Source organism: Streptomyces sp. NPDC002779 (genome assembly GCF_042888685.1).
In the GTDB taxonomy this organism is placed as follows: domain Bacteria; phylum Actinomycetota; class Actinomycetes; order Streptomycetales; family Streptomycetaceae; genus Streptomyces.
This window is the reverse complement of sequence record NZ_JBIAQC010000010.1, coordinates 33793-55438: the sequence shown is the minus strand read 5'-3', so window position 1 is coordinate 55438 and position 21646 is coordinate 33793. Positions and strand designations below refer to the sequence as shown.

Here is a 21646-nt window from a genome sequence, read left to right as displayed (position 1 = left end):
GCGAGGCTACTTGCTCGGCACGTACCGCAACGCCACCGCCCCCGAGCCGAACTCCAGCCGGCTCACGAGCGTCAGCTCGACACGCTGCGACAGCCCCGCGAACAGCGTCGGACCGTGCCCCACCAGCCGGGGCTGCACCACGAACTCGTACTCATCGATCAGGCCCAGCTCCGCCAACGCCAGCGGGAGCTGTACGCCTCCCACCAGCAGCCCCTTGCGCGACTCCCGCTTGAGCTGCCGCACGGCCGTGCTCAGGTCCCCGCGCACGAGTTCCGCGTTCCAGTCGACCCGCTCCAGGGTGCTCGACACGACGTACTTCTTCGCCGCGTCGATCGTCCTGGCGAAGGGCTCCATCCACTCAGGTCTCGACCCCGGCTCCGGCGGCGCCCGGAACGCCGTCTCCATCATCTCGTACGTCACCCGCCCGAAGAGCAGGGCATCCGCCTGGTCGAGGATCTCGACGGAATGGCGGTGCATTTCCTCGTCCGGGACCATTTCGCGGTGATCGCAGCACCCGTCCAGGCTGACATTGATGGAATACCGAAGCGGAGCCATCGCGCGAGAATACCGCGCTAAGTCGTCTTCAGGTCGGCCTGCAGCAGATAGTGGTCCGAATACGGGGTGAGGTGCACGCGGTGCGTCTGCGGGGTGAATCCGCGCAGGAAGATGTAGTCGAACTTGCTCTGCCATTCGGTGGTCGGCTCGCAGGTGCCGCCGCGCGAGGGATGGCACTGCGGATCGACGTCCGCGGCCAGCGCCCACATCCGGCTGAGCTCGGGAGCGTACGGTACGGCGTTGAAGTCACCGAGCACGATGGTGCGTTCGTGTCGCGCGACCACCTTGGCGAGCACGCCCGCCTGTTCGGCCCGGACCTCTTCCTGACGGCGCTCGGCGAGGTGCGTGTTGAAGACCCGGACCTGTTGGCCGTTCACCCGGGTGGTGACGGCCAGGTACCCGCGGTCCTCGGACCCCCCGTCGGGGTATTCGACATTGACCGCGTCCGTCATCGGCGCCGCCGACAGGATGGCCTGGCCGTAGCCACCCGGATTCCACGGCACTCCCCCGCAGCGACCCCAATTGCGCAGAACCGAGCCGTATTCGACGTGGTAAACAAGGCCGTAAAGGTTCTCCAGATGGTCCCGGATCCTTTCGACGTCCCGCGCGCACGCTTCTTGCAGGCCGATGACCTGGGGTGCGTACGTGGCGATTTCCGCTGCCCGGTCGACGTTGCTCTCCTCACAGGGGTTGCAGAGGTTCCACGTCATCACGCGGTTCGGCACCACCTCGCGGGCGGCGGAGGCCGGCAGCGACCTGCCGATAGGAGCGCCGCTCGGCACACTCGGGCCGACCAGCACCGCGCAGGCCACGATCATGGCCCCCACCAGCAATCGCGTGCCCCTGGCGAGCACCATCGCCTCCCGACTGTGGCTGTACATGGCATCGGACGTGTCTGCCATGAGATTCGTGTCTTCCCTGAGGTTATGCGACGGGGACATCCTCGACCGCGACTTTGATCCACCGGGCGACCCGGCATCGATACAACTCAGGGTTGTGGATGACCGGGCTCTGGTTGTTTGATCCCCGGTGGTGGCGCTCGCTTTGATGCTTCCGGACACCGACCGGTTGTACGGACGGCGAGCGAGGGGCGTCAGGGATGGCGAGCGAGCACCGGCTGGGGCGGCCGTTCGGCCTGTTGTGGGCGGCGTACGGAGCGAGCTCGCTCGGCACCTGGCTCGCCTTCGGCGCCTTTCCGCTGATCGCCATCCAGGTGCTGCACGCCGGGCCGGCCGAGGTCGCCGCCCTCTCCTCCGTGGCGGCGGCGGTCGGCGCGGCCGTGGCGGTGCCGCTCGGCCCGTGGGTGGAGTTCCGTCGTAAGCGAGGCGTACTGATCGCCGCCGACCTGGTGCGGTTCGCGGCCCTGCTGACGGTCCCCGCCGCGTACGCGCTCGGCGTGCTCGGCTTCCTTCAGCTCCTGCTCGTCTCCATCGTCGTGGCAGCCGCCGACATCGTCTTCCGCGCGGCCTCCGGCGCGTACCTCAAAACGCTCCTGCCCGCCCACGACCTGCTCGCTGCCAACGCCCGGTTCGAGGCCACCGCCTGGACCACCACCATCGTCGGACCGCCGCTGGGCGGTGTGCTGACCGGGCTTCTCGGACCGGTGGCAACCGTCGTGGCCGACGCGGTCAGCTATCTGCTCTCCGCCCTGGGCATCCGCGCGATGGGCGGACACGAACCCCGGCCCCAGCCGCGCCGGGCCGCTCGGCTGCGGGCCGCGGACCTGTTCGACGGCTGGCGGCACATCCTCGCCAGCCCGGCGCTGCGCCCGCTGTTCCTCAACACGGCCCTGTTCAACAGTCTGCTCATGGCCACTCAGCCGCTGCTCGCCGTCCTCATGCTCGGCCCCCTCGGCTTCGCGCCCTGGCAGTACGGTCTGGCCTTCGCCGCACCCGCCCTCGGCGGTCTGCTCGCCTCCCGCCTCGCCCGGCCGCTCGTGACCCGGTACGGGCCGCACCGGATCCTGGTCGTGGCCGGGACCCTGCGCGCGCTCTGGCCCATCGGCCTGGCCCTCGTGGGAGCGGGCACCGGCGGGCTGCTGCTGGTGACGGGCGTCGAGCTCGGGCTCATCTTCTGCTGCGGCCTGTTCAACCCGGTCCACGCCACCTACCGGCTCCAGCACACCCCCGCCGACCGGGCCGCCCGCACCCTCACCGCGTGGGCGGTGACGACCAAGGCCTCCACCGCGCTGCTGACCGCCCTGTGGGGCGTACTCGGCAGCGTGCTCGGCGTGCGTACGGCCATCGCTCTGGCCGGCGCGCTCATCCTCACCACCCCCTTCCTCCTCCCCCACCGCTCGACAGCCCGCCGAGGCTGATCCGCTGCCGCCTCAGGTACGTTCGGCGCATGACGCACAGCGGGTGGTGGGCCTACCTGGAGGAACGGACCCGCCGGGACGTCGACGCGAACGTGCTCGAGGACCGGCGGCTCCCGGCCGTGAAGGCCGTGTGGGACGCGCTGCGCCCCTTGGGCCTGGGCCTGTGGGAGGCGGAGCAAGTCGTCCACGCGCGCTACGAGTTCCTCGGTGATCGCGTGCGGTATCCGGAGCCCGATCCGCTCGACGTACCCTCCCTCGCGGCCCGTGCCGCGGCCCTGCCTGGTCATGTCGCGGCGGTGGAAGCCCTCTGGGACGGCGACACGGTCCACGACTGGTTCGTGACCCTGGTCGCGGCCCTGGAAGACCCGCCCGGGGAAGGGCACTTGGCGACCGTGTACCACCGCTCCGCCGGGCCGCCCCCGGCGACCGCGGCCGACGAGGCGGGACGGGCCCTGGCCCGCCACCTCGGCGTACCGTTCCACTTCCCTTCCCCGGACGTCCCCGACGACGAGGCGCCCCGCTGGCAGTCGGCCCAGCGGCGGCCCGAGGGCCCCTGAACAGCCTTGGCTCCGCTCTCTCCGTCATGTGTCCTTGCCGACCGGTCAGTCGACGAGGACGCCGGGGTTGAGGATGCCGTGGGGGTCCAGGGCGCTCTTGGCGGCGCGCAGCGCGAGGGCGAAGGGCTCCGGGCGCTGGAGGTCGTAGCCGGGACGGTGGTCGCGGCCGACGGCGTGGTGGTGGGTGATGGTGGCGCGGTGGCGGTGCAGGACGTCGTTCGCGGCGGCCTTGAGGTCGTCCCAGACTTCGACCTCGGCGCCGGGGCGGCCGGCGACGGCCACGGTGAAGTAGGGGGCGGCACCGTCGGGGTAGACGTGCGTCAGGCGGCAGTTGATGGTGGCCGGATGTCCCGTCGCCTTCAGGGCGGCGGCGCCCACCTGGGTGCGGACGTCGTCGATCAGCTCGGGAATCCGGTCCCAGGTGGCGGCGGTCTCGAAGGTCTCGACGACGGCGCCCATCCGGGCCAGGCCGTCGCGCAGGTAGGGCATGCGCAGGAATGCCGAGCGCCACGCGCTCACGGCCGCGTCGGCCGGGGTGTCGCCGTCCGCGGTCGGCGAGGGAACGCGTCCGCCGTGGGCCCGGGCGAGGTCCAGGGCGGTGGCGAGGCGGTCCTCGACGGGAGCGGTGGCGGATTCGAAGCCCAGGACCAGGACGGCGGCGCCGTCGTGCGCGGCGCCGGACAGCAGTGCCTCGCCGGGGTCGAGCAGGCGGCAGTTGGCGGGGGCGAGGTCGGACTGGGCGAGGACGCGCACCGCGTCGAGCGCCCGGTGGAAGTCGGTGAAGGCGACGGACGCCGAGGCTTTGAACCGCGGTCGCTCCTGCACGCGCATCCACGCCTCGGTGATGATGCCGAGCGCGCCCTCGGAGCCCAGGAACAGGCGGTCGGGCGAAGGGCCGGCACCGGACGCGGGCAAACGCCAGGACGTGCTCACTCCGGCGGGCGTGACCACGTTCAGGGACTGCACGAAATCGTCGATGCGGGTGCGGCCGGTGGCGTAGTGGCCGCCGGCCCGGGTGGCCAGCCAGCCGCCGAGGGTGGAGAACTCGAAGCTCTGCGGGAAGTGCCGCAGAGTCATGCCGTACGGCCGCAACTGGCCCTCCAGCACCGGGCCGAGCGCACCGGCCTGGATGCGGGCCGAACGGCCGGCGGGGTCGATCTCCAGCACCCGGTCCATCGAGGTCAGGTCCAGCGACAGCACCGCGCGGTGGGCGTCGCCGCGGTACTCCACCCCGCCGACCACCGAGGAGCCGCCGCCGAAGGGAATCACGGCCACGTCGTGATCACCGGCCCAGGCCAGCAGGTCGGCCACCTGCTGGTCGTCGGCCGGGTGGGCGACCAGGTCGGGGATCCGGCCGGGCCTGCCGCGCAGGGCCCGGATGACGTCACGGTAGGCCTTGCCCATGGCGTGGGCGGCGCGGATCCCGGGATCGGCGGTGACCAGGTGCGCCAGTGCGGGCGGGGGCGTCACTGTGGGGCGGGCGATGGGCAGGTCGGCGGCCCGGGGTATCGGCAGGGGGCGGGCCAGGGTGCCCGGCAACAGCGCGCCCAGGGCGGCGCATTCGGCGTCGTCGGGGTGGGCGTCGGTATAGCCCCAGCCCCACCAGGAGCGGATACGGGAGGGGTTCGGGTCGGACGGGGTGGCGGGCATGCGGGAGCTCCCAGCGAGGTCCGGTGAATTGACCCATCGGTAAATTACCATAGGGTAATATCAGGTCTCATGACAACGCCTCCTTCCCGGGCCGGCACCAAGGGCGTGCCCAGGGCCGCACGGGAACAGCAGGTCCTGGCCGCGGCCACCGAGGAGTTCGGCCGCCACGGATACGAAGCCACCACCGTCGCGGCCGTCGCCGCCCGCGTGGGCGTCACCAAGCCCCTGCTGCACCACTACTTCGGCAGCAAGCAGGACCTCTACCTCGCCTGCCTCGACCCGATCGGCGAACGGCTCCTGAACGCCATCCGCACCGCGATGGCCGACGACGCCCCCGGCGCCCCGTCCACACCGCTGCGCGTGCTGCACGCCCTGTTCACCGCCCTGGACGGACAGCGCAAGGCCTGGTTCGTCCTCTACGACGCCACCCTGCCGCCCGGCAGCGACGCCGCCCGGCGCGCGGCCCACTACCGCGACGCCGTCGACGACCTCGCCACCACCGGCACCGCCGACCTCCTGCACGCCGCCGGATCCACCGACCCGCTCGACACGGACGCCCTCAAGTACGCCTGGCGGGGCCTGTGCACGGCCCTCGTCCGCTGGTGGGTCAAACACCCCGACCAGACGCCCGACGCCATGACCCGACGCTGCGCCCGGCTTTTCGCCGCAAGCCCCGCCGTCCTCGCCACCGGCATCGAGCGCGCATAGGCGAGCGGGGCGGGGTCAGCCGTGCCGGGTGAAGAGCAACTCGTCGACTTCCTCGCCCCGGCCGTTCGCGAAGCCCCGGTCGCTTCCGGTGACGACGAAGCCGCACTTCTCCAGGACCCGGACGGAGCCGACGTTGTCCGCGGCGGCGCGGGCGTGCAGGGGGCGGTCGGGGGCGAGGTCGAGCAGGGCGCGCAGGGTGGCGGTGGCGGCTCCCCGGCCCCAGTACTGCCGTCCGATCCAGTACGTGACCTCGCGCTCGTGGGGCGGTCCGAACACGCCCGCGTGCCCGACGATTTCACCGCCCTCACCGACGACCGTGCGCGTGATGACGTCCGGGTCATGGCGGATCCGCACCCAGTGGGCATGGAAGTGGGCGCTGTCCGCAGGGTCCTTGGCGGTGAACGCCGCCATCCGGATGCCCTCGGGGTCGTTCATCTGGGCGAAGAGGACCGGCAGGTCGGTGTCCCGCACCTCCCGCAGCGTCACCTCCATGAAAGCCTCCGGCTGGTGATCGTGGCGGTCCCATGCACGGCGAGACGCCTCTACGGGGTGTGAACCTGGCGGTGGAACTGGGGAAACCGTACGGCGTCCGGGTCGAGCAGGTTGATCAGCTCCGCCAACTGCCGTTGCAGTGAGCGCAGGCGTTGTTCGGCGCGGGGGCCATGTCCGCCCCGATCACATCGACATCCGCCAGCAGTTCGGCGAACCACGCCGCGAAACGGTTGTCGGTGGCGAGGCGTTCACAGAACTCGGCGTAGTCGAGACAGCGTCGGCGGCCCGGCTCGTCGTCCGGGTGGATCATGACGCTGCCGATGGCGCGCTGCTGGATACGGAACAGCCGCAGTTCGTCGTGGCGGGCGGGTGACCTGTTGAACGTCTCGGCGATCTCGGACAGTTGCGCTGCACGTCACGCCGGAGGATCTCCACCCACCCCAGATACTCGGCGATGACGAACGCCGTGCTGCGCCGCACCAGTTCCGCCTCCTCCGGCGTCCCCCGGACGAGGAAGCGGGGCAAGTACTTGCCGCCGAGCATGCTGAACAGGGGCTCTGCAGATCGAACGCCGCACTGGCCAATGCCACGGCCGCCGATATCCAGGTGAGCGTGTCCACGGGAGCAACATAGCCGCAGCGGTACGACGTTGACCGCGCGAAGCGTTCACTACCACATCATTGCAACGGTTGACGTGATGCATGTTGCGTTAGCTTCAGTCCCGTTGCAACGATTCTAAGCCGGTGGCCTGCCATTACTGAATTTGCGTGCACCGAAGTCGTTGCCAGAATCTCGAACGCAACGTAGCTTTCCATCAACAGAAACGACGGGCGGGCGGAACGCCCGCCACCTGAACCAGGAGAGCCACCATGCAGACCTTCGCCACCCCCGCCGGCGCCACCAAGAAGCACGACATCAAGGCCGCCGAGCAGGTCCAAGTCGCCTACGAGGAAGGCGTCCTGCGCATCACCGCCCCCGAAACCACCCACCGGCTCCTGGGCAACACCGGCTCCGTCGAGGTCACCGTCCAGCTCCCGGCCGGCTCCCACGTCCAGGCCAAGGCCGACGGCGGCTACCGCTCGGTCAAGCTCGACGAGACCGCCGGGGCCCGCCTCACCGCCCACGACGCCACCATCACCGTCGGCCGCCTCACGGGCCCCGCCGGCATCACCACCCAGCGCGGCGACATCCACATCACCGAAGCCACCCACGGCACCGTCACCCTGACCACCCAGCACGGCGACATCGAAGTCGGCGCCGCCTCCGGCGTATCCGCCTCCCTCGACGCGGGCACCGGCTACGGCCGCGTCTACAACTCCTTGAAGAACACCGAGGGTTCCGCCGCGCCCCTCGCCCTGCACGCCACCACCAGCCACGGCGACATCACCGCCCGCAGCCTCTGAGCCCCGCCCCCACCTCTCATCGGAAGGACGCCGTCATGCAGTCGCAGCCATCACCCAAGTCCCAGGCGGCGACTGCGGCCGGCCCCGGCCCCCTCGCCTCCTTCCTCCGCTTCGTCGTCCTCGGCGGCGGCATCGGAGTCCTCGCCGGCTTCGCCGTACCGCTGCTGGCCCTCACCATGCCCTGGGCCGCCGCCAACGCGATCATCACCGTCGCCACCACCCTGCTGTGCACCGAACTCCACGCCCGCTACACCTTCGCCCGACAGCGCAGCGCCACCTGGCGAGAACACGGGCAGTCCGCGGGCTCGGCGAGCGCCGCCTACCTGAGCACCAGCCTCGCCATAGGGGCCCTGCACCTGATCCAGCCCTCCCCCGGCCTGCTCACCGAACAGACCGTCTATCTCACCGCCTCCGCCCTCGCCGGAACCGCCCGCTTCCTCATCCTCCGCCGCTACGTCTTCACCGGCCGCCGCGCCCGACCTGGCGGCGAAGTTCCCGGCCCCGTCACGGCACTTGGTCCGGACGTAGGGTGCGAGAAGGCAGCCGATCTGATCACCTCGTACGGCAGGAGTCGCTCTTGGCACCCGGTACGCCCACCGGCCCCCGCCCCGCGATCGACACCGCACTCGCCCGGCGCCTGGTCGACACGCAGTTCCCGCACTGGGCGGCCCTGCCTCTCACGCTGCTCGACCCGGCCGGTTCGGATCACGTCATCCACCGGCTCGGGGATGACCTGGCTGTACGCCTGCCCCGCCATGCCGGAGCCGGCCGGCAGGCCGTCAAGGAGTCGGAGTGGCTGCCCCGGCTCGCCCCGCACCTGCCCCTGCCCGTCCCCACACCGGTGGCCGTCGGTGAGCCGGACTTCGGATACCCGTGGCCGTGGGCGGTGTCCCGCTGGCTGGACGGCGACGTGGCCACCGCCGAGGCCCTGGGCGACTCGTCCCGGGCGGCCGTCCAGCTCGCCGAATTCCTCCTCGCCCTGCAGGAGTTCACGCCCGACGACTTCGCGGCCCACCACGCGCGCAAGGACCTCACCGGGCAGCCACTGGCCGACAGGGACCGCTCAACACGGGGCGCCATCAGGGGAGTTGGCGGATCGTTCGACGCCGACGCCATGACCCGGCTGTGGGACGCGGCCCTCGACTCGCCCGGCTGGGACCGCCCTCCGGTCTGGTTCCACGGTGACTTCCACACCGGCAACCTGCTCACCGTCGACGGCCGCATCAGCGCCGTCATCGACTTCGGTGAACTCGGCATCGGCGACCCGGCCCGCGACATGATGATCGCCTTCACCCTCATGTCCGCCAGGAGCCGGGCCACCTTCCGTGCCGCACTCGGCATCGACGACGCCACCTGGACCAGAGGCCGCGGCTGGGCCCTCGCCACCGGCCTGAACGCGTACACCAGTTACGCCGCAACCAACCCCCGGGTCGCCGCACAGACCGCCCGCCAGATCACCGCGGCCCTCGCCGGCTGACCACCGCGCCGCGAGGGCTTCGACCGCGGTCGATGGTTGACGCTGCGGTGCGGGTCATGGACGATCCCACACCGTGACGACGCGTATCGATCAAGAGCAGACCGACCCCGGCCGTACCCCTCCCCCGGCACGCCCGATCGCCTTGGTCACCGGAGTGGGCCGCACCGTGGGGATCGGCGCCGGCATCGCTCGCCGGCTGGCCGCCTCGGGCTGGGACATCGCCTTCACCTACTGGACCCAGTACGACGACCGCATGACATGGGGCAGCGAGCCCGGCGCGACCGGGACGATCAGCCAGGCGCTGGCCGAGCACGGGGCGGCCAGTGCGGCCGTCGAGGCGGATCTCGCCGACCCCGAGGCACCGGCACGCGTCTTCGACGAGGCCGAACAACGGCTGGGGCCCGTCACCGCTTTGGTGATGTGCCACTGCGAGTCCGTCGACTCCGGTCTGCTGGACACGACCGTCGAGAGTTTCGACCGGCACTTCGCCGTCAACGCGCGCGCGGGCTGGCTGCTCATCCGCGAGTTCGGACGCCGCTTCGCCGGGCCGTCGGGCACTGGGCGGATCATCAGCCTCACCAGCGATCACACGGTGGGCAATCTGCCGTACGGCGCCAGCAAGGGCGCCCTGGACCGCATCACGCTGGCCGCCGCCCGCGAACTCGCCCACCTCGGGGTGACCGCCAACGTCATCAACCCCGGGCCCGTGGACACCGGATGGATGTCCGAGGAGATCCGCGAGCACTGCGTCCGCAGCACCCCGCTCGGCCGCCTGGGCACCCCGCAGGACACCGCCCACCTGGTGGACTTCCTGTGCTCGCGGGAAGGTGAGTGGATCAACGGCCAGCTGTTGATGAGCAATGGCGGCCTCGCATAGCGGCCCGTCGGCCGCAGCACGGCACCTGGCTGCACGGCACCTGTCCGAATCCACCCGGCCCTGACGGCTTTGTCACGCGCGTCACTAGCCCTGTGACGTCCACCGGTTCACGGTGGTCCTTCCCATCCGCCCGCTCCCTCCGGAAGGACTCACCCGTGAGACGAAGGCACTTCGTGGCCGGGGCGCTCGGCACGCTCGCGGGCGCCACGCTCGGCCCGGACCCCTCCCGTGCCGCCGCGCCGACACCCCGTTCGCAGGGCTGGCAGTCCGTGCCGGCGCCCGGCAGCACTCCTCCCGCGCAACTGCGCCGTGTCTCCGCCGCCGGACCCCGGCTCGCCTGGGCCGTGGGCGAGGAGGAACTCGGCGGGCCCGCCGGGGGACGAGCGCTGGGCATGGTGTGGAACGGCAGCACCTGGACGAAGACGGATCTGTCCCATCTGAGCCATGTACGGCTGTGGGACGTCGCCGGCACCGGACCCACCGCCGCATGGAGCGTGGGCCAAGCCGACGAAGGCCACAGCCCGTTGCTCCGCTGGAACGGCACCACCTGGCGCGAGGCCGCCTTCCCCGGCCGGGGTGAGCCGGACGTCCGGCTCACCGCCGTGGCGGTCGGCACCGACCGGCGGGTGTGGATCTGCGGCACCCGGGGCGGCGCGGTCCGGCTGCTGCACCACGACGGGCGGCGGTGGCGGTGGCTGGACCCGTTGCCCGTGGCGAGCGCGAACCTCTACCGGGTCGTCGTGCGCCCGCCGGGCGAGGTCTGGGTGTCCGGGGATCAGTCGACCGGCGGCGGCTGGTCCGGCCTCGTGGCCCGCTGGGACGGCGCCTGGACGGTCCTGCCCCCGATTCCGGGGCTGCGCCTGGGCATCGCCGACATCCACGCGGCCGCCGCGGACGACGTATGGGCGGTGGGCACGGAAGCCGGCGCCGGCGGCCCTCCGGGACGTCCCGGCAACCCCTCCCTGAGCCACTTCGACGGCACTACCTGGACGCGTGTCGAGGCGGGCTTCACCGTCGGGTCGCTGAGCGGCATCGCGGGCGACGCGCAGGGCCGCGCCGCCTGGATCTCCGGCTGGGACTACCAGGACCGCAGCCGCAGCACGTATCTGCGCCGGGACGGCAGCGGCTGGACCGTGCTCCGCGGCCCCGACGACACCGCCGCCACGCCGTACCTCAACGACGTGGCACGCGTCCCGGGCACCGAGGACTTCTGGTCGGTCGGCATGACGAGCCATGTGGCGGCTCCTCCCACCGAGGCGTACACCGAACACCTCGGCCCCTGAGGGGAACCGCCCGCCAGGTGGTTCAGGGCCTGCGGCCGCGGAAGGTGCGGCGCAGGTCGCTCACCCAGGCGTCGGGGTTCTCCCAGGGGATGAAGTGGCCGCCGTGGTCATGGGCGCTGACGTTGACGTGGTGGAACCAGTCCGCCTGCGGGCCGGACGTGAATGCCTGGACCCGCTCGTCCGCGGTGTGGATGCCGGGCGGGTTCTCGTAGGTGACGAAGGTGAGGCCGACCGGGGCCTCGACGGCCGGGGTGCGGTCGTGGGCCGGGGTCCATGGGTAGCGGTTGGCGTTCGCGTAGTAACGCATCGACGTGGCGACGGAGTTGTTCACCCAGTAGATCGTGGCGTGGGTGAGCAGGTCGTCCTTGGTGAAGACGGACTCGACGTCCCCGCCGTTGTCGCTCCAGGCGTTCCAGCGTTCCATCAGCCAGGCGAGGAGCCCGGCGGGTGAGTCGCTGAGCCCGTGGGCCAGGGTGGCGCCGTCGAGCATGTGCACGGTGAGGTGGGGCGCCCACCGGTGGTCCAGTTCGATGATGCGGGCGCGGAAGTCGGCGGGCTGGTCGTCGGTGAGGGGCCGGTTCCGGGCGAAGTCCCAGGCGCGAGGGCCGGTGAAGAAGTCGAGCGGCAACCCGGAGCCGATGTGGATGCCGTACAGCTCGTCGGCGTACTTGTGGCCGAGCTGGCTGGAGACGAGCCCGCCGATGTCGCAGCCCCCGGCGGCGTACTTCTCGTACCCCAGGGTCTCGGTCATGAGGGTGTGCCAGAGGTCGGCGACCTTCCAGAAGTTGACGTCCGGGAAGCCGGTGAGCGGGCCGGGGAAGCCGAAGCCGGGCAGGGACGGCACGATGACGTCGAACGCGTCGGCGGGGTCACCGCCGAAGGCGGCCGGGTCGGCGAGCGGGTCGATCACCTTCGACCAGTGCCAGAACGTCCACGGCCAGCCGTGGGTGAGGATCAGCGGGATCGGGCGGGGGCCGCGGCCGGGCTTGCGCAGGAAGTGCACCGGGACACCGGCGACGCTCACCCGGTAGTGCTCGTGGACGTTGATGGCGGCCTCGGCCTTGCGCCAGTCGTAGCCGTCCCGCCAGTAGGCGACCAGCTCCCGCAGACAGCCGGCCGGGACGCCGTAGGACCAGTCCTCGTTGCCCTCGTCCAGCGGCGGCCGGGTCAGTGCGAGACGGGCGCGCAGGTCGTCGAGGGCCTCGTCGGGCACATGGATCGGGGTCGGCTCCAGGGGGAACGCGGAGACGGGGTGGATGCCGTGCTTCACGGGGTGCCCCTCCTTCATGGACTCGGCCATGCCAGACACCTCGCGCAACATCCGACCCCGTCTCCGCATTCCCCTCTAGTGCCAGTTGCTGATCTGCACGTCATGCGGCGAGGGTTCGCCCTTGCCGGTCTCGACCAGCTTCTTCAGGCTCATGAGGTAGGTCGCCCACTTGGTGGAGCAGTGGTGCATGAACTCCACCTGCTCCTTCCAGCCTTCGTGCCGGAACAGCACGATCGTGAAGTCGTCCTCCCGCTTCAGCTCGAAGCTGACGCGCGTACCGATCCACTCCGGCGGACCGTCGACGACCTCCCAGACCACCCGCTCGGCCGGTTCGGCCTCCAGGACCTTCATGTCGAACCCGCCGGGCACGAACCGGAACCGGATCACTCCGCCGACGGCACTGTCGCCGTCGGTGTCCTGGGTCCACCAGCCGGCCAGTCCGTCGATGGTCGTCAGGGCGGTGTAGACCTCGTCGGGTGACGAGGTGACTCCGATCCTGTGCAGGATGTCCACCATGTCGCTGCCTCTTTCCTGGGATGAGCGCCCGCGTGGGGGCGCGGTCCCGCACTGCGGGACGGAAGACGTACGAAGTCGGCGGGTCACTTCTCCTGGCCGCGCTCGATGGCCTCGGCGATCCGCTTGATGCGCTGCAGGCGGGCGTCCCACGTGGCCCCGACGGCCGACAACTGGGCAACGGCGCGGGCGAGTTGGGCCTCGTCCACCTCGTAGCGGCGCTCGCGTCCGGAGGGTGTGACCTGCACCAGCCCGACCCGGTGCAGCACACCGAGGTGCTTGGCGACCGCTTGCCGTGTCACCGGGAGCTGTCCGCTGAGCGTGGTGGCCGTGCCGCCGCCGTCGGCGAGCAGCACATCGAGCATCCGGCGCCGGGTGGGGTCCCCCACGGCCGACCAGAGCTCGTCGTCGACGGAGACGGTCACCGCGTCGACACCACCCGCGCGACATAGCTGACGAGGCGGGGCAGGAAGTGGTCCCAGCCGGTGACGTGCTCGCGGTACGCCTCTTCGAGTACGGCGGCCTCCCAGCCCCTCTCCCGGAAGCCGGTCTCGCTGAAGCGCAGCAGGGTGCCCGCGCCGGACGGAACCAGCTCGAAGGTCACCAGCAGCGCGTTGTCCGGCGCCGCCGGCTGCCCCTCGTCGTACACCCACCGGAAGGAGAACCGCCGCGGCGGGTCGGCCTCGACCACCGTGAGGGGAACGACCGTCGCCTCCGGTGTGGTCTTGTCGCCGAAGGTGATGGTGCCGTTGGCGCCGGGCACCGGGGCGAGGTCCGCCTCGTCCGGCCACCACTCCCGCAGATGCTCGGGCCGACTGACGACCTCGTAGACCACCTCGGGCGCGGCGGCGATATGGATCTCCCGCTCAATGCTGCCGTACTCCATGCCACTCTCCAACCATTAGCAACCTTTGGTTGCACGTAACGGTAGAGCGGTACGGTCGAATGCGCAACCGATGGTTGCTCAACGCTCCCGGTGGTGGTCGCCCGCCGGGCCCTCGGAGTCCGGGTGCGACGTCTCCTCGTAACGGCGCACGTCCTCCTCGTCCCACTTGCTGGTGTCCCGGGGCTGGGTGTACGGCTCGGCCTCGGGCGGATGCCCGCCCGCGATGGCGCGCTGGCGCACGGTCTCTGCGTCGAACTGCAGGCCGAACAGGATCGCGAGATTGCTGATCCAGAGCCAGATGAGGAAGACGATGACACCGGCCATGGTGCCGTACGTCTTGTTGTACGAGGCGAAGTTGGCCACGTAGAACGCGAAACCGGCCGAGGCCGCCAGCCAGATCACCAGGGCCAGGAAGCTGCCGGGGGTGATCCACTTGAAGCCCTTGACCTTGGCGTTCGGAGTCGCCCAGTACAGGACCGCGATCATGATGGTGACCAGCACCACCAGCACGGGCCACTTCGCGATCGACCACGCCGTCAGCGCCGAGTCCCCGATCCCGAGCGCCTGTCCGGCCTGGCTGGCCAGACCGCCGGTGAAGACCACGATCAGCGCGCAGGCCACCGCCATCACCATCAGCAAAACGGTGACGGCCACGCGCACCGGCAGGATCTTCCACACCGGGCGGCCCTCCGGCATGTCGTAGACGGCGTTCGCGGAGCGGATGAAGGCCGCCACGTACCCGGACGCCGACCACACCGCCAGCGCGAGGCCGATCAGGGCCATCACGGAGCCGGTTCCGGAGTTGTTCTGGAGCTGTTCCACGGCCCGGGTGATGATGTCCCGCGCCGAGCCCGGGGTGAGGTCCTGAAGGTTCGTCAGCACCTTGTCGGTCGCCGACTTGCCCGCGATGCCCAGCAGCGACACCAGCACCAGCAGCGCCGGGAACAGGGACAGCACCCCGTAGTAGGTCAGCGCCGCGGCCCGGTCGGTCAGCTCGTCGTCCTTGAACTCCTTCACGGTGCCCTTGAGCACCGCCCACCAGGCGCCCTTGGGCAGCTTCGTGGGCGAGTCCGGCGCCGCCTCCTCGACCTGCTCGTCAGGCCCCGCCTCCTCGGGCGACGGCCGCGCCAAGCGCTCGTCGGAGTCGTGGTGTGCCTTGCGCCCAGGAAGATGAAGCTTCGTCATAACCCACCGGGTAACCGCGCAGCGCCCGCTCAAAGCTGAAGTGGCGTCATTCGTGGTCGAGCGCTCCGTGGTCCGGCGCCGTCATTCGTGGACGGGCGCACCAGGGTCCGACGCCGTCATCCGTGGCCGCTCCCACCGTCGTCCAGCAGCGGGCCCGCCCGTGCGGACTCCGTCAAGCCGCCCGACGCCGTGCGCGCCCGGCCCCCTCCGCCCGCGACAGGGTGCGGGCCGCGCTGACCTGGTAGGTGGTCTTCCCCGGATCGGTGACCGGGGCGCCCAGGGTGATGCGGCCCGTCGCGCGCAGCTCCTCGCACACGTCCGTCGGCAGCGCGACGTAGCACCCGCCGGCACCGCCGACGGAACCGACCGGCCGCCAGTAGCCGTAGCGGAGCCGCCCGCCCGCGTGCGCCGTGACGAAGACCGGCGTACGGGGGTCGGACACGATCCGCAGCACCTCGGCCGCGGGCCCGGCGAGCGGGGCCGCGGGCCCTCTCCGGCGGGGCCCCGGAGCGGTGCCGGTACGCGGGGCGGCGGGGCCGGCCGCCCGGTCGAGGAGGCTTCTATGCGTGAGCGGCATCGGCAGGGTCCTTCCAGACACGGGAAACGGACACCGATCGCCCCGTCCGGGCCCGGTGTTGATCTTGCTGCGCCGCATTCTTGCCCACGGCACTGACAACGCGGCTCCACCTCCTCACGGCGCTGCCACGGCGCCCCGCGCGCCGGTCTCCCCGCCGTCGGCCGGGAGCCCGGTGCCGACGGGCTCGGTGAGGTAGGCGGTGACGCCGGTGAGGTCGAGCAGGCGCGTGAGCTGTTCGGGGCGGTTGTCTAGGTGCAGGGTGATCCTCGCCCGCTGCGTGCGCCGACGGAGCATGAGCAGCGAGGACAGGCCCACGGAGTCGACCATGGCCAGCTCCGCGCAGTCCAGGTGGAGGTCCGACGGACTCGTGCCGTGTTTCAGGACGTACGCGTCCAGGGCGTCCGCCAGGAGGGCGAGAAACGTGCCCCCGGTGCCGTAGTCGAGGTCGCCTTCGACCGCGGCGACGAGGACGCCGGGGGCGACGGTACGGGTGACCACCCGCAGGGCCGGACACGTACTCATGCGGATACCTCCGTTCCGGCTGCGGCCGTGGCGGGCAGCGCGTCCAGGGTCGTGCCCGCGTCGCGCAGGAAGCGCTGGGCACGCGGGAAGTCGTGCAGTTCCCCGGCCAGCACCGTCAGGCCGAGGCCGAGCGAGGCCACGGGGACCCGGCGCACGGTGAGGATGTGGGCGGTCCAGGTCACGAACCGGTCGAAGATGTCGCCGTCGTCGAAGTAGAGGGCGGTCGCCAGGAAGTCGAGGATGTGGCTGATGTCCTCGGCGGTGCGGTCGTACTGGTCCGGGGTGTACTGCCGCATCGCCGGATACCGCTCCTCCAGGTCGTGCAGCGCCTGCTTCACCAGGGCGGACCGGTTGCGGAGGATGAAGGTGTACTCCTGGTCGGCGAGGTGCGGCAGGTCGTCGACCTGGTGCCGGGCGGCCGGGACGAACGGCGTCCTCGGGCCGGTCTCCAGGAGGTCGGCGGCCTGCCTGGCGTCCCGCGCCCAGGCGTCCGCGCGCAGGGCGCGGGCCTGACGGCCGTCGGGACCGAACGCGGCGCCGCCCACGACGACCGGCACACCGATCGACTGACACGCCGTCAGGGCCGCGTGCGCCTTGGGCAGATGGGTGGGGATCGACGCGGACAGCAGTACCGCCCCGGGCCGGGTGGCGTGCAGATGGGCGATGAGGTGGGGGGTCGGCACATGGGCGCCGAGAAAGTCCACCCGGTGGCCGCGCCACCGCAGGGTCTCCGCCACGAGGCGGGCCGGCAGGGCGTGCCACTCCCCGTCCACGCACGCCACGGTCACCCGGGTCCGGTCACCGGAGGGAGGGGGCAGGCGCCGCGCCAGAGCCGTCACCGCACGGTCGTTGACGGCGGTGACGGCGTGCTCGTCGGCCACGGTGATCCGGTCCGCCGCCCATTCCTCGCCCACCTTCCGCTGCACCACGGCGACGACGTCGAGGAGGAGGGACTCCGGGCACCAGCCGTCCTGCGCGGCCGAGTCCACCACGCCGATCGCCGCCGCCTCGTCGGCGTCCAGTGCCGCCGTCCACAGCCGTTCCCGCAGCGTCAGGATCTCGTGATCCGCCGGTACGGCAGTTCTCATGCGTCGCTCTCCCTGTTCACGCCGTCCACGGCGTCGGTACGGCAGGTACCTCCACCGACGAGCTGGAGCCGGCCTCGGCCGCCGGTCGGGTTGGTGACGGCGAGGGTGGCCATGTCGTCGTGGTTGCGCCCGCTCAGCCACTGGTCCGCCAGCATGTGCACGCGCTCGACCAGCGCCTCGGGGGGCATCCGCGCACAGTCGCGGAGCGCGGCGCGCAGCCGGTGCTCGCCGTACATCTCGTCACCGAGCGGGCCGCCGCGGGCCTCGGTGATGCCGTCGGTGTACAGCAGGCAGCTCTCGCCGGGCGCCAGGACGACCCGTACGGTGCTCGCCTGTACGTCGGGCAGAGCCCCGACCAGCTGACCGCGGGTCGGTACCTCCTCCACCTGGCCGTCCCGCCGCACGACGAGCGGCGGGAGGTGGCCCGCGCTGGTCAGCCTGAGGTGCACCAGCCCGGCGCGGAAGCGCGCGGAGGCCAGGGTCATGGTGGCGAACCGGGCGCTGTGGGAGTTCAGCAGGGCGCCGTTCAGCAGACCGATGACCTGCTGGTGGTCGCCGGAGAGCGGCAGCAGCGCCTGGAGAATGCTGCGGATCTTGCCGGTGAGCACGGCGGCCTCCAGCCCCTTGCCGGCCACGTCGCCCAGGACCGCGAACGACTCCTGCGAGGGGTCGGCACCGGGGTGCACGTCGTAGAAGTCGCCGCCGACCCGTTCGTGATCGCGGGCGGCACGGTAGCGGCCGGCGTAGCCCACGCCGTGCACCTGGCGCAGGGTGGGCGGCAGCAGTTCCCGCATCAGGGCGCCGGTGATGGCGGCCTGCTCGGTGTAGAGGCGGGCCGCGGACAGCGCGGCTCCGGCCCGCGAGGAGAACAGACGCGCGAAGACCTCCTCGCCCTCGTCGAAGGCGCGGTGGCTGCCGGAGCGGAGCAGGACGAGGGCGCCCGCCGGGATGCCGTGCCCGGGCAGCGGGGTGACGATCACGGAGCCGATGGGGCCGGCGAAGCCCGGCGGGACGGCCCAGTCGGGGATGCTGTCGGGGCTGATCCAGCGGGCGGGCACCGGCGGAAAGCCCTGGAGCGCCTCGGTCAGGCCGGGCACCACCTCCGGGTCGATCTCCCGCGTGGTCCGGGTGAGGGGCCCGCCCTTCTCCGCGTAGGTGAGCGGATGCCGGCGGCCCTGCGCGGGAGCGACCACCACGGCGGCGTCCGCGAGGTGTTCGGCGGCGAGCCGCGCGGTCACCTCCAGACAGCGGTCGAGGTTGAGCGACGAGAGCAGGGCGCTGGAGGCCGCCGACAGGACCGAGGCCCGTTCCCGCGCGCTGTCCAGGGCCCGCTCGGTGAGCCGTAGATCGGTGTCCTCCAGCAGCCACCACACCACCTCGCCGCCGGGGCGCGGCGTGGGGTGGGCGCGGAAGGCGCGGTCGGCGATCGTGCCCGCCGCCGGCGCCGGGTCGCCGGTGCCCGCGCCCCTCGGCGTCAGCCGGCGGTGCGCGTCGAGGAGCCAGTGCGGCGCGGTCCGTGCGGCGCCGCCGGCCGGGGCCGGGTGGGCCAGGAGGGTGCGGGCGACGTCGTTGAGATCGACGATGCCGCCGACGCGGTCCATCACCAGGATCGGGCAGGGGGCACCGCGCCACGACGCGCCGACGCCCAGGTCGCCGCGTGCGGGGGCGGATGATCCGGAAGCGGGAGAAGGCATCACAGGCAGGGGAGCGCCGCGTGCGCGCCCAACCCCCTTCCTGCTGATGGAGAACAAGAGCTTTTCACCGTCTCCCGGCCGGCACGCCCCCTGCGAACGCTCCGCGCGCCGCGTGGACCGGCGGACAGGGGGAGGGCCGCGATGCGCTCACCGAACGCGAGAACATCCCGGCCCCTGATACAGCGTCAGAACCCCGGCACGGCGAGCCGGTCAGTGCCGCCGCCCCCGCAACTTGCCGAGCAGGCGCTGTGCCTGCGCCCGGCGGCGCGGGTCGGCGGAGGCACGGCGTACCTGCTCTGCCGTACGACGCCCCTGCGGGCTGCGACTGAACTGCTTGATCTTGTCCAACATTCCTGGCATGTCTGCCTCCTGAGTGCGGTGGACGACAGTGCCGGTGCGGCAAAGCCTTCGTGCGTCACCGGTTACCCCGGTTCGGCCGGGTCATCCCTGCCGACATTTACGGGGCGCTCGTCCGCCGGATTCCGGCGCCGAGGTGACGGCATCGAAGATCACTCGTTTGCCCTACGAACGGATCTTTCCGCCCCCACTCGAAAGAGCGAGGCGATCATGTCCCTGCGCCGGCCGGCTAACCCCGGCAGCGAACCGCGCGTACTCGACGTGGAGCACGCCGAGGCCGCGCTCATGGAGCACTACGCCCGACTGGTCCGCCTGGTCTACGTGACGCTCCCCCGTGGCCCCGGCCGCCACCGGAGGGTCCTGGCCGCGCACGGTGTCGTGCAGCGGGCGCTCCCCCGGCGCCGGCTGGTCGTGCCGGGGCGGCGCAGGGCGCGGAGTGCCCGGCAGCCGGGCTCGGCCGAGTACACGGCCCTGCGGACGCGTGTGCTGCGGGCCTCCCTGGCTCACGAGTCACGGTCCGCACGGCTTTCCCGGGCCCGCTCGATGCTCCCCGCGGTGTGGGGGCTGCGGCTGTTCCCGCAGTCCGGCGGCGCCGAGGAGATGGCGCTGGACCGGGCGCTCGCCCAGGCCGACTGGCCGGTGCGGGCGGCCGTCGCGCTGCTGGTGCTGGACGAGGAATCCCCCGAGGGGGCGGGCGGTGTCCTGCGGGCCATCGGCATGAGCGAGCCCGAGGGCGCCGTCCTGACGGCGCGGCGGCTCGTCGAGCAGGGGCGCCCCGCCGCCGAAGGGGCTCCGGACGCAGGCACCGGCGCGCCGGTCACCGCGCTACTCGCCCCGGAGTTCGACCCCTGCCTGCTGCACGCACGGCCGACCGACCTGCTCCGCCGCCGGCACCGGGTGCGCTCCGCCGCGACCGCCGCCCTGGTGGCCGGGTGCGCCATGGTGACCGCGCTCGCCCTCCCGGACGGCACGACCGGCCCCGCCGGAAGCGGGCAGCACGGTCCGGCGTCGGCGGTCGACGCCCAGGAGCTGCGCCGTACACCCCCCGAGGCCTGGGCCGACACCGCGCGCGTCGATTTCACCGCCTGGCCCGCCCGCGGCGCGCGGACCGGTGACCGGGACCTGCTCGAGCGCGCCCTGCGCGCCTGGTCGGACCCGGACCGGCGGGTGCGACGGTCGGTGGAGCCGGGTGCGGCGTCCACCGGGACGGGCCGGCCCCCGCGGCTGCTGTTCGCCGGTGACGTCGACGACCGCGCGGTGGTCGTCCTGCACGACGACCTGACCACCGTGCGCTACAGCGAGCCGCTCTCCGGTGACGGACCGCCGGAACTGGTCTCCGCCCTCACCGAGGGCGCCGACGTCACCACCGCGGCCGCGCTCGTCGTCTCCCGCTCAACGGATGCGGTACGGCTGCTGCTGGCGCCGTGGATCGCCGAGGCGGGCACCCGCGACCTGCTCGCGCCCGACACCGCGGTGCGCGGCCTGGACAGCTCCGACAGCGGCGTCACCGACCCTCTTCCCGTGCCGTCGGCCGACGGTGACTGCGGGACCTGGCCGGTGGTGCAGCTGCGGTCCTCGCCGCGCATCGTCGAGGACCACGCATTCCTGCTCACCGACCTCGGCGGCCTGTCGCCCGCCCACCTGACCTACATGCCACCTCCGGAGCCCGGCGTACGGCCCCGTCCGCCGCGGGAGGCCACCGGCCCGGCGGCCCTGGAAGGCTGGGCGCGCGCCGCGTGCCGCCTGGACGGGCTGCGGGGCGAGAGCGTGCGGGCGGTGAACCACTGGGTGTTCGCCCAGCAGGAGCTGCCCGAGCGGGCCGGGCGGGCCACGTGGGTGTGTGCCCGCGCGGACACCTGGCGGGGGCGGGGACGCGTGGAGTATCTCTTCCTCGGCCCCGGCATCGGCGGCGCCCGGCCGGCCGGTGTCCGGGAGAACACCGCCGAGTGCAGCCGGTTCGGCCAGGACGTCGTGGCCGGCATCGACTGGCGGGCCCCCTCCGGGGCGTCGTACCTCCTCGCCGCCGGAAGCAGGTCACTCACGCGCGTGCAGGCGTCGGCCCCGGTCCGCGCGGCGGCCGACGGGCGCTTCCTCGCCGTCCGCGCTTCCCGGGGCGCCGATGCGCAGGTCAGCGGGCGGGGCACCGGTGGGGCGGAGGTGCACGGCCCTCGGTGAGACGCGGGGCCGCCCGGGTGCGTCACGGGCGAGCGGAACTCCGGCCACGCCGGACGCCGT

At 72.3% G+C, this 21646-nt stretch carries 23 protein-coding genes; 8 read left to right on the top strand and 15 right to left on the bottom strand.

What is annotated here, in order from left to right; genetic code table 11:
* Window positions 1–6: 6 nt before the first annotated feature.
* Both ACFYW5_RS26510 and ACFYW5_RS26505 read right to left on the bottom strand, forming a co-directional pair.
* Window positions 7–555: a dihydrofolate reductase family protein gene (locus ACFYW5_RS26510; RefSeq protein ID WP_389419587.1), complete on the bottom strand. Its 549-nt coding sequence runs from the start codon at window positions 553–555 to the stop codon at window positions 7–9.
* Between the two features lie 17 nt (window positions 556–572).
* Window positions 573–1436, bottom strand: a complete 864-nt coding sequence (locus ACFYW5_RS26505; RefSeq protein WP_389419825.1) for an endonuclease/exonuclease/phosphatase family protein — start codon at window positions 1434–1436, stop codon at window positions 573–575.
* Between the two features lie 218 nt (window positions 1437–1654).
* On the opposite strand from ACFYW5_RS26505, the gene ACFYW5_RS26500 reads away from it, so the two are divergent.
* Window positions 1655–2872 carry an MFS transporter gene (locus ACFYW5_RS26500; protein ID WP_389419586.1) on the top strand — a complete coding sequence of 406 codons (1218 nt, stop codon included), beginning with the start codon at window positions 1655–1657 and terminating at the stop codon, window positions 2870–2872.
* Window positions 2873–2901: 29 nt separating this feature from the next.
* On the top strand, window positions 2902–3429 hold the full coding sequence (locus tag ACFYW5_RS26495; RefSeq protein WP_389419585.1) for a hypothetical protein: 528 nt from the start codon (window positions 2902–2904) through the stop codon (window positions 3427–3429).
* A gap of 45 nt (window positions 3430–3474) precedes the next feature.
* Here ACFYW5_RS26495 and ACFYW5_RS26490 read toward each other — a convergent pair whose 3' ends face one another.
* Window positions 3475–5079, bottom strand: a complete 1605-nt coding sequence (locus tag ACFYW5_RS26490) for an FAD-binding oxidoreductase (RefSeq protein ID WP_389419584.1) — start codon at window positions 5077–5079, stop codon at window positions 3475–3477.
* A 69-nt stretch (window positions 5080–5148) separates the two neighbouring features.
* Between ACFYW5_RS26490 and ACFYW5_RS26485 the strand changes: the two genes are divergently transcribed.
* Window positions 5149–5787, top strand: coding sequence for a TetR/AcrR family transcriptional regulator (locus ACFYW5_RS26485; RefSeq protein ID WP_389419583.1), 639 nt, complete (start codon window positions 5149–5151; stop codon window positions 5785–5787).
* 15 nt (window positions 5788–5802) lie between these two features.
* Here ACFYW5_RS26485 and ACFYW5_RS26480 read toward each other — a convergent pair whose 3' ends face one another.
* Together ACFYW5_RS26480 and ACFYW5_RS26475 are read right to left on the bottom strand one after the other, a co-directional pair.
* Entirely contained in the window at window positions 5803–6279 is a 477-nt protein-coding gene (locus tag ACFYW5_RS26480) for a GNAT family N-acetyltransferase (RefSeq protein WP_389419582.1), read from the bottom strand.
* A gap of 115 nt (window positions 6280–6394) precedes the next feature.
* Complete coding sequence (locus ACFYW5_RS26475; RefSeq protein WP_389419581.1) at window positions 6395–6589, bottom strand: hypothetical protein; 195 nt, start codon at window positions 6587–6589, stop codon at window positions 6395–6397.
* 559 nt (window positions 6590–7148) lie between these two features.
* On the opposite strand from ACFYW5_RS26475, the gene ACFYW5_RS26470 reads away from it, so the two are divergent.
* The 4 genes from ACFYW5_RS26470 to ACFYW5_RS26455 all read left to right on the top strand — a co-directional run bounded on the left by ACFYW5_RS26470 (window position 7149) and on the right by ACFYW5_RS26455 (window position 11319).
* Window positions 7149–7682, top strand: a complete 534-nt coding sequence (locus tag ACFYW5_RS26470) for a DUF4097 family beta strand repeat-containing protein (RefSeq protein WP_389419580.1) — start codon at window positions 7149–7151, stop codon at window positions 7680–7682.
* Window positions 7683–8259: 577 nt separating this feature from the next.
* Complete coding sequence (locus tag ACFYW5_RS26465; RefSeq protein ID WP_389419579.1) at window positions 8260–9159, top strand: aminoglycoside phosphotransferase family protein; 900 nt, start codon at window positions 8260–8262, stop codon at window positions 9157–9159.
* Window positions 9160–9232: 73 nt separating this feature from the next.
* Window positions 9233–10036 carry an SDR family oxidoreductase gene (locus ACFYW5_RS26460; RefSeq protein WP_389419578.1) on the top strand — a complete coding sequence of 268 codons (804 nt, stop codon included), beginning with the start codon at window positions 9233–9235 and terminating at the stop codon, window positions 10034–10036.
* 155 nt (window positions 10037–10191) lie between these two features.
* Window positions 10192–11319, top strand: coding sequence for a hypothetical protein (locus tag ACFYW5_RS26455; protein WP_389419577.1), 1128 nt, complete (start codon window positions 10192–10194; stop codon window positions 11317–11319).
* 22 nt (window positions 11320–11341) lie between these two features.
* Here ACFYW5_RS26455 and ACFYW5_RS26450 read toward each other — a convergent pair whose 3' ends face one another.
* The 10 genes from ACFYW5_RS26450 to ACFYW5_RS26405 all read right to left on the bottom strand — a co-directional run bounded on the left by ACFYW5_RS26450 (window position 11342) and on the right by ACFYW5_RS26405 (window position 19414).
* Complete coding sequence (locus ACFYW5_RS26450; RefSeq protein WP_389419576.1) at window positions 11342–12619, bottom strand: epoxide hydrolase family protein; 1278 nt, start codon at window positions 12617–12619, stop codon at window positions 11342–11344.
* A 45-nt stretch (window positions 12620–12664) separates the two neighbouring features.
* Window positions 12665–13105 (bottom strand): SRPBCC domain-containing protein, encoded by a 441-nt coding sequence (locus tag ACFYW5_RS26445; RefSeq protein WP_389419575.1) that lies wholly within the window; start codon window positions 13103–13105, stop codon window positions 12665–12667.
* 83 nt (window positions 13106–13188) lie between these two features.
* The gene (locus ACFYW5_RS26440; protein WP_389419574.1) at window positions 13189–13527 is read right to left on the bottom strand and encodes an ArsR/SmtB family transcription factor; all 339 of its coding nucleotides are present in this window, start codon (window positions 13525–13527) and stop codon (window positions 13189–13191) included.
* A complete protein-coding gene (locus tag ACFYW5_RS26435; protein WP_389419573.1) occupies window positions 13524–13988 on the bottom strand; it encodes an SRPBCC family protein in 465 nt (154 codons plus the stop codon). Before ACFYW5_RS26435 ends, ACFYW5_RS26440 begins: the two co-directional genes overlap by 4 nt.
* 78 nt (window positions 13989–14066) lie before the next feature.
* A complete protein-coding gene (locus ACFYW5_RS26430) occupies window positions 14067–15173 on the bottom strand; it encodes a YihY/virulence factor BrkB family protein (protein WP_389419572.1) in 1107 nt (368 codons plus the stop codon).
* A 172-nt stretch (window positions 15174–15345) separates the two neighbouring features.
* Window positions 15346–15750: a hypothetical protein gene (locus ACFYW5_RS26425; protein ID WP_389419571.1), complete on the bottom strand. Its 405-nt coding sequence runs from the start codon at window positions 15748–15750 to the stop codon at window positions 15346–15348.
* Window positions 15751–15864: 114 nt separating this feature from the next.
* The gene (locus tag ACFYW5_RS26420) at window positions 15865–16272 is read right to left on the bottom strand and encodes an STAS domain-containing protein (protein WP_389419570.1); all 408 of its coding nucleotides are present in this window, start codon (window positions 16270–16272) and stop codon (window positions 15865–15867) included.
* Window positions 16269–17360: a B12-binding domain-containing protein gene (locus tag ACFYW5_RS26415; RefSeq protein WP_389419569.1), complete on the bottom strand. Its 1092-nt coding sequence runs from the start codon at window positions 17358–17360 to the stop codon at window positions 16269–16271. Before ACFYW5_RS26415 ends, ACFYW5_RS26420 begins: the two co-directional genes overlap by 4 nt.
* Window positions 17357–19054, bottom strand: coding sequence for a PP2C family protein-serine/threonine phosphatase (locus tag ACFYW5_RS26410; protein WP_389419568.1), 1698 nt, complete (start codon window positions 19052–19054; stop codon window positions 17357–17359). Before ACFYW5_RS26410 ends, ACFYW5_RS26415 begins: the two co-directional genes overlap by 4 nt.
* Window positions 19055–19264: 210 nt before the next feature.
* Window positions 19265–19414, bottom strand: coding sequence for a hypothetical protein (locus ACFYW5_RS26405; RefSeq protein ID WP_250076857.1), 150 nt, complete (start codon window positions 19412–19414; stop codon window positions 19265–19267).
* Window positions 19415–19621: 207 nt separating this feature from the next.
* On the opposite strand from ACFYW5_RS26405, the gene ACFYW5_RS26400 reads away from it, so the two are divergent.
* Window positions 19622–21586, top strand: a complete 1965-nt coding sequence (locus ACFYW5_RS26400) for a hypothetical protein (RefSeq protein WP_389419567.1) — start codon at window positions 19622–19624, stop codon at window positions 21584–21586.
* Window positions 21587–21646 lie beyond the last annotated feature (60 nt).

Excerpts from the sequence above, each read along its gene's own strand:
- ACFYW5_RS26510 (WP_389419587.1), bottom strand. The coding sequence starts at position 555 with ATGGCTCCGCTTCGGTATTCCATCAATGTCAGCCTGGACGGGTGCTGC.
- ACFYW5_RS26505 (WP_389419825.1), bottom strand. The coding sequence starts at position 1,436 with ATGTACAGCCACAGTCGGGAGGCGATGGTGCTCGCCAGGGGCACGCGA.
- ACFYW5_RS26500 (WP_389419586.1), top strand. The coding sequence starts at position 1,655 with ATGGCGAGCGAGCACCGGCTGGGGCGGCCGTTCGGCCTGTTGTGGGCG.
- ACFYW5_RS26495 (WP_389419585.1), top strand. The coding sequence starts at position 2,902 with ATGACGCACAGCGGGTGGTGGGCCTACCTGGAGGAACGGACCCGCCGG.
- ACFYW5_RS26490 (WP_389419584.1), bottom strand. The coding sequence starts at position 5,079 with ATGCCCGCCACCCCGTCCGACCCGAACCCCTCCCGTATCCGCTCCTGG.
- ACFYW5_RS26485 (WP_389419583.1), top strand. The coding sequence starts at position 5,149 with ATGACAACGCCTCCTTCCCGGGCCGGCACCAAGGGCGTGCCCAGGGCC.
- ACFYW5_RS26480 (WP_389419582.1), bottom strand. The coding sequence starts at position 6,279 with ATGGAGGTGACGCTGCGGGAGGTGCGGGACACCGACCTGCCGGTCCTC.
- ACFYW5_RS26475 (WP_389419581.1), bottom strand. The coding sequence starts at position 6,589 with ATGATCCACCCGGACGACGAGCCGGGCCGCCGACGCTGTCTCGACTAC.
- ACFYW5_RS26470 (WP_389419580.1), top strand. The coding sequence starts at position 7,149 with ATGCAGACCTTCGCCACCCCCGCCGGCGCCACCAAGAAGCACGACATC.
- ACFYW5_RS26450 (WP_389419576.1), bottom strand. The coding sequence starts at position 12,619 with ATGGCCGAGTCCATGAAGGAGGGGCACCCCGTGAAGCACGGCATCCAC.
- ACFYW5_RS26445 (WP_389419575.1), bottom strand. The coding sequence starts at position 13,105 with ATGGTGGACATCCTGCACAGGATCGGAGTCACCTCGTCACCCGACGAG.
- ACFYW5_RS26435 (WP_389419573.1), bottom strand. The coding sequence starts at position 13,988 with ATGGAGTACGGCAGCATTGAGCGGGAGATCCATATCGCCGCCGCGCCC.
- ACFYW5_RS26430 (WP_389419572.1), bottom strand. The coding sequence starts at position 15,173 with ATGACGAAGCTTCATCTTCCTGGGCGCAAGGCACACCACGACTCCGAC.
- ACFYW5_RS26425 (WP_389419571.1), bottom strand. The coding sequence starts at position 15,750 with ATGCCGCTCACGCATAGAAGCCTCCTCGACCGGGCGGCCGGCCCCGCC.
- ACFYW5_RS26420 (WP_389419570.1), bottom strand. The coding sequence starts at position 16,272 with ATGAGTACGTGTCCGGCCCTGCGGGTGGTCACCCGTACCGTCGCCCCC.
- ACFYW5_RS26415 (WP_389419569.1), bottom strand. The coding sequence starts at position 17,360 with ATGAGAACTGCCGTACCGGCGGATCACGAGATCCTGACGCTGCGGGAA.
- ACFYW5_RS26410 (WP_389419568.1), bottom strand. The coding sequence starts at position 19,054 with ATGCCTTCTCCCGCTTCCGGATCATCCGCCCCCGCACGCGGCGACCTG.
- ACFYW5_RS26405 (WP_250076857.1), bottom strand. The coding sequence starts at position 19,414 with ATGCCAGGAATGTTGGACAAGATCAAGCAGTTCAGTCGCAGCCCGCAG.
- ACFYW5_RS26400 (WP_389419567.1), top strand. The coding sequence starts at position 19,622 with ATGTCCCTGCGCCGGCCGGCTAACCCCGGCAGCGAACCGCGCGTACTC.